The sequence below is a fragment of the Streptomyces sp. XM83C genome (assembly GCF_023072675.1).
Lineage (GTDB): Bacteria > Actinomycetota > Actinomycetes > Streptomycetales > Streptomycetaceae > Streptomyces > Streptomyces thermocoprophilus.
The window spans coordinates 1-4,462 of sequence record NZ_JALLGL010000411.1 but is presented as its reverse complement, the minus strand read 5'-3'; the positions used below and the strand labels follow the sequence as shown (position 1 = coordinate 4,462).

The 4,462-nt window shown below is 71.5% G+C and carries 4 protein-coding genes; 2 read left to right on the top strand and 2 right to left on the bottom strand.

Annotation, left to right across the window (positions count from 1 at the left end; translation table 11 throughout):
- Positions 1 to 570: 570 nt before the first annotated feature.
- Positions 571 to 1,242 carry an O-methyltransferase gene (locus tag MTQ10_RS28305; protein WP_247473180.1) on the top strand — a complete coding sequence of 224 codons (672 nt, stop codon included), beginning with the start codon at positions 571 to 573 and terminating at the stop codon, positions 1,240 to 1,242.
- Between the two features lie 24 nt (positions 1,243 to 1,266).
- On the opposite strand, the gene MTQ10_RS28300 is transcribed toward MTQ10_RS28305, so the two are convergent.
- A complete protein-coding gene (locus MTQ10_RS28300; protein ID WP_247473179.1) occupies positions 1,267 to 1,659 on the bottom strand; it encodes an FHA domain-containing protein in 393 nt (130 codons plus the stop codon).
- A gap of 103 nt (positions 1,660 to 1,762) precedes the next feature.
- On the opposite strand from MTQ10_RS28300, the gene MTQ10_RS28295 reads away from it, so the two are divergent.
- Entirely contained in the window at positions 1,763 to 2,167 is a 405-nt protein-coding gene (locus tag MTQ10_RS28295) for a J-domain-containing protein (RefSeq protein WP_247473178.1), read from the top strand.
- 57 nt (positions 2,168 to 2,224) lie between these two features.
- Here the strand turns inward: MTQ10_RS28295 and MTQ10_RS28290 are convergent, their stop codons facing one another.
- Complete coding sequence (locus tag MTQ10_RS28290) at positions 2,225 to 4,342, bottom strand: MDR family MFS transporter (protein ID WP_247473177.1); 2,118 nt, start codon at positions 4,340 to 4,342, stop codon at positions 2,225 to 2,227.
- Positions 4,343 to 4,462: the final 120 nt, after the last annotated feature.

Sequence of the window (4,462 nt, the reverse complement as noted above, 5' to 3'; positions counted from 1 at the left end):
GGCAAGGATCTGAGGGACAGGGCGTCGCACCGAGGACGGACACCCCCCGGCGCGGCCCCGACCCCACCACCGGACGGATGGCGCTACCGCAACCACCCACCCACACCAGCGGGCCGCCGCAGGCATCGGGGGCGCGGGGAACTGCGCGAACACCCCCACCGGCCCGCAGGTGAACAACGAAGCCCCAGGCACCCCCAAAGGGGCGCGGGGAACTGCGCGAACGCCCCCCACCGGCCCACAGGTGGAAACGATGGCCCCGCCAAACAAAGGGGCGCGGGGAACTGCGCGGAGCGGCGTCACCGGCACCCCGGTGAAAAGGGGCGCGGGGAACTGCGCACAAGGGCGTCACCGGCACCCCGGTGGCAAAGGGAACGCGGGGAACTGCGCAGAGCGGCGTCACCGGCACGCCGGTGGCAAAGGGGCCGCGGGGAACTGCACGCAAAGGGCGTCACCGGCACCCCCGTGGCAAAAGGGACGTGGGGACACCCCGGGGTGAACTACGGCCAAGTGGGCGTTTCTCTGAAATCCTGGACCCGCACCGGCACGACGCAGGAAGGGCAGGCCGTGGGCATGAGCAGTTCACAGCGCTGGGACGACGTCGACTTCTACTTCGCCGGCCACCTCGCCCCGGAGGACGACGCCCTCCAGGCCGCCCTCCGCGACAGCGAGGCCGCCCAGCTGCCCCACATCAACGTCACCCCCACGCAGGGCAAACTGCTCCGGCTGCTGGCCGAGATGCAGGGCGCCCGGACCATCCTGGAGATCGGCACGCTCGGCGGCTACAGCACCATCTGGCTGGCCCGCGCCCTCCCCGCCGACGGGCGCCTCGTCTCGCTGGAGTACAACGCCCGGCACGCCGACGTCGCCGCCCGCAACATCGCCCGCGCCGGCCTCGACCGCGTCGTCGAGGTGCGGGTCGGTCCCGCCCTGGAGTCGCTGCCGAAGCTCGCCGACGAGAACCCGCCCCCGTTCGACCTCGTGTTCATCGACGCCGACAAGGCGAACAACGCCCACTACGTCGAGTGGGCGCTGCGTCTGACCCGCGCCGGCAGTGTGATCATCGTCGACAACGTCGTCCGTGGCGGCGGCGTGATCGACGACCTCAGCACCGACCCCGACATCCGGGGGACCCGCGCCGCGATCGAGCTGATCGCCACCCATCCGCGGCTGAGCGGTACGGCGATCCAGACCGTCGGCAGCAAGGGGTACGACGGGTTCGCCCTCGCCCGGGTCCTCGCCTGACCGGCCCCGTCCCGGTCCCGCGCGTCAGAGCTCGTGGTAGAAGCCCACGTTCACGCTGCGCGGGCCGGTCCGGTCCTGGATGACGATCTCCCCGGAGCCTCCGCGCGGCAACGGCACCGTGCCGCCGTACGCGAGCGGCTGCGCGTACTCGCCGAGGACGAGCCGTACCTCGGAGGACGGGTCGGGCTGGGAGCCGCGCAGCCAGGTCAGATGCCAGGTGCCGTCGGGCCCGCACACGAACTCCAGGTGGGCGCGGGAGACGAACAGCCAGTCCTCGGGCGTCACCAGGCGGCACACCGCCTTGTCGCGGCCCACCCGCAGCACGGCGCCGGGCTCGCTCGGCGCGTCGGCCATGAGCATCCCTGCCGTGGCCCCCGCTTCCTCCCCCGATACGGTGGCCATGGTGAGTTCGAGCACGTGCGCTCCCTAAGTGACGTGTCGTCCGGTGCGGCGCCCGGACCGGATCTCCGCGGCCGAATGATAGGCCGCACGGCCCCGTCCCGTCCGGCACAATGGCCGCATGAGCGAGCGAAAGCCACCGGGGATGAGCTTCGACTCCTGGACGGACAAGCAGATACGGGACGCGGCGGCTCGCGGCGAGTTCGACCGGCTGCCGGGTGCGGGCAAGCCCCTGCCCCACGATGTCGAGGCCGCGTACGACGAGCAGTGGTGGATCAAGCGGAAGCTGACCCGTGAGGGCATCTCCGTACTGCCGCCCACCCTGGAACTGCGCAAGGAGGCCGAGGACGCTCTCGTGGCGGCGATCGCCGCGCCTTCGGAACGCATCGCGCGGAAGATCATCGCCGACGTCAATGTGAAGATCCGCGACATGATGTTCAAGCCGCCGCCCGGGCCCCCGCTGGGCATGAAGCCGTACGACGTCGAAGAGGTCGTACGGCAGTGGCGCGAGCGCCGGGCACGGTGACGTCCCGGGGCGCGGCGCCGGGTCGGGGCGCGCGCGGGCGTGTCCCGCGAGAGACGGTCACGGCAGGCGGGCCGGGGGCCTCGTCTCCTGCGGGTGTTCCCTGCGGGAGCCGCACAGCTCCTCGTTGAGCAGGTGCACCAGCTGCGTCAGGTCCGTCGGCCGGTCCGCGCCCCACCAGTCGCCGAGCAGTTCCGCCAGCGACTCCTCGCGGGCCCGCGCCAGCCGGTCCGCCACCTCCCTGCCCTCGTCGGTGAGGACCAGGTCGACGGCTTCGCGGCGGGCGAGGCGCCGTTCCTCGATCTGCCGGGCCGCCTCCAGAACGATGTGCAGCGGCAACGGCACCTGCTCCGCGAGCCGGGCCGGCTCCACACCGCCGTACTTCTTGATGCGCAGCAGCAGCCAGCTCGCCGCGGGCAGCAGGTCGTAGCCGGCCCGTTCGGTGATCGTCCGGTAGATCTCGCGGCGGCCCTCCCGCGTGCCGAGCACGGACAGCGCCCGGCACACCTCGTCGTACGACGACCGCTCCACCGGGTTGCTGGCCAGTGTCTCCGTGACGTCCGGTGCCGTGACCGAGGCCCGCAGCCGGTCCTCCTTCAGGAACCACGCCAGCACGAACGCGACCGCGGCCACCGGAGCGGCGTACAGGAAGACATCGGTGATGGCCGACGCGTACGCGTGCAGCGCCGCCGGCCGCAGCTGCGGCGGCAGCGCGGCGATCCCCCGCGGGTCGGACTCCAGCGTGTCCGCCGACACCCCCGGCGGCAGCGGTACGTCCCGGAAGGCGTCGGCGAGCTTGTCGCCGAGCCGGTTGGCGAAGACCGTGCCGAAGACGGCGACGCCGAACGAGGCGCCGATGGAGCGGAAGAACGTGGCGCCGGAGGTGGCGACGCCGAGATCCTCGTACGAGACGGCGTTCTGCACGATCAGGACGAGGACCTGCATCACCAGGCCGAGGCCGAGACCGAACACGAGGAAGTAGACGCTGGTCTCGGCGGTGGAGCTGTTCTCGTCCATCTGGTGCAGCAGGAGCAGACCGACCGCTGTCACCGCCGTGCCGGCGATCGGGAACACCTTCCAGCGGCCGGTCCGGCTGACGATCTGCCCGGACACCGTCGAGCTGAGCAGCAGACCGAACACCATCGGCAACATGTGCACACCCGACATCGTCGGCGTCACACCGCGTACGACCTGGAGGAACGTCGGCAGATAGGTCATCGCGCCGAACATCGCGAACCCGACGACGAAGCTGATGACCGCCGACAGGGTGAACGTGCGGATGCGGAACAGCTTCAGCGGCAGCACCGGCTCCGCCGCCCGCCGCTCCACCAGTACGAACGCCACCGCGAGCAGCACGCCCAGCACCACCAGCGTGACGATCTGCGCCGACCCCCACGCCCAGGACGTGCCGCCCAGCGACGCCACCAGCACCAGGCACGTCGCCACCGACGCGATCAGGAACGTGCCGAGATAGTCGATGATGTGCCGGGTCGACGTACGCGGGATGTGCAGCACCGCCGCGATGACGGCGAGCGCGACCACGCCGACGGGCAGGTTGACGTAGAACACCCAGCGCCAGCTCAGATGCTCCGTGAACAGCCCGCCCAGCAGCGGGCCGAGCACGCTGGTCGCGCCGAACACCGCGCCGAACAGGCCCTGGTAGCGGCCCCGTTCGCGCGGCGGCACGAGGTCGCCGACGATCGCCATCGACAGCACCATCAGGCCGCCGCCGCCCACGCCCTGCACCGAGCGGAACGCGATCAGCTGCGGCATGTTCTGCGCCATGCCGCACAGCGCCGAACCGACCAGGAAGATCACGATCGCCGTCTGGAACAGCTTTTTCCGGCCGTACTGGTCGCCGAGCTTGCCCCACAGCGGCGTCGCCGCCGTCGACGCCAGCATGTACGCGGTGACCACCCAGGACAGGTGCTCCAGGCCGCCGAGGTCGCTGACGATCGTGGGCAGCGCGGTCGAGACGATCGTCTGGTCGAGCGCGGCCAGCAGCATGCCCAGCAGCAGGGCGCCTATGGAGACCAGCACGTTGCCGGAGACGTGTTCCTGCTGCGGGGGGCCGGTCGGGGCGGCGGCTGGGGATGCGGCGTCGGGGCCGGTGCCGGTGCTTGGGCCTGTGCCGACACCTTTGCCCGGGTGCGCGTCTCCGCCTGCGTTCACGGCCATCTCGACCTCCTGTTCCCTCGCGCTGCGTGGTTTCCATCGTCTTCGGTGTGACCCGATACGGCCTGTTGAGTCCCGCCGGTCCTGATACGGCGGGGGGTGGGGGGGCGGTGGCCCAGGCGG